The sequence below is a fragment of the Mesorhizobium tamadayense genome (assembly GCF_003863365.1).
Lineage (GTDB): Bacteria > Pseudomonadota > Alphaproteobacteria > Rhizobiales > Rhizobiaceae > Mesorhizobium > Mesorhizobium tamadayense.
The window spans coordinates 1-1,015 of record NZ_RQXT01000177.1 but is presented as its reverse complement, the minus strand read 5'-3'; the positions used below and the strand labels follow the sequence as shown (position 1 = coordinate 1,015).

Here is a 1,015-nt window from a genome sequence, read left to right as displayed (position 1 = left end):
GAAGGGGTCGGATCAGGTGGTCGTGTTTTCGAAGCAACTGGCAACAGGATGACAACGACAGATGCGACAGACAAGCCGTTTATGATCGATAAGCGGCTGGTGTACGAAGCCTACAAAGCGGTCAAATCCAATGGTGGTGCGGCTGGCGTGGACGGGCAGACGATCGAGGCATTCGAAGCCGACCTGGGGAGGAATCTCTACAGGATCTGGAACAGGATGAGCTCGGGAAGCTACTTTCCGCCACCGGTGCGTGCCGTCCCCATTCCGAAAAAGACTGGGGGCCAGCGGATTTTGGGTGTGCCCACCGTGAGCGACAGGATCGCGCAGATGGTGGTCAAGCAGCTCATCGAACCGGAGCTCGATCAGATCTTCCTGTCAGATTCTTATGGCTATAGACCGGGTAAATCGGCCTTGGATGCCGTGGGGATCACGCGTCAGCGGTGCTGGAAGTATGACTGGGTTCTGGAATTCGATATCAAGGGTCTGTTCGACAACATCTCGCACGAGCTTTTGCTCACGGCAGTTCGCAGGCACGTAAAGAGCAAATGGGCATTACTATACATCGAGAGATGGCTGACAGCGCCCATGGAGAAGGATGGACAAAGGATTGAACGAAACTGCGGAACTCCGCAAGGGGGCGTAGTTTCGCCGATTCTTTCAAATCTTTTTCTGCACTATGCGTTTGATCTGTGGATGAAACGGACACATCCCGACCTCCCATGGTGTCGGTATGCGGATGACGGGCTGGTGCACTGCCGGACCGAGCAGGAGGCAGAAGCCGTCAAGGCTGCGCTTCAGGCGAGGCTGGCGGAATGCCAACTGGAACTGCACCCGACGAAGACCAAGATTGTCTACTGCAGAGACTCCAAACGCAGAGGGCAACATCCGAACGTGACGTTCGACTTCCTCGGATATTGTTTCCGACCGCGCGCGGTATGGGGAACGCAAAGCGGGCGACTGTTTTGCGGCTTCACACCAGCGGTCAGTTCCTCGGCGCTGAAAGCGATGCGGGAAA

At 56.2% G+C, this 1,015-nt stretch carries 1 protein-coding gene; it reads left to right on the top strand.

Annotated elements, in window-relative coordinates:
* Positions 1-48: 48 nt before the first annotated feature.
* On the top strand, positions 49-1,015 hold a 967-nt coding region (gene ltrA, locus EH240_RS37095), incomplete at its 3' end, for a group II intron reverse transcriptase/maturase (RefSeq protein ID WP_125007259.1).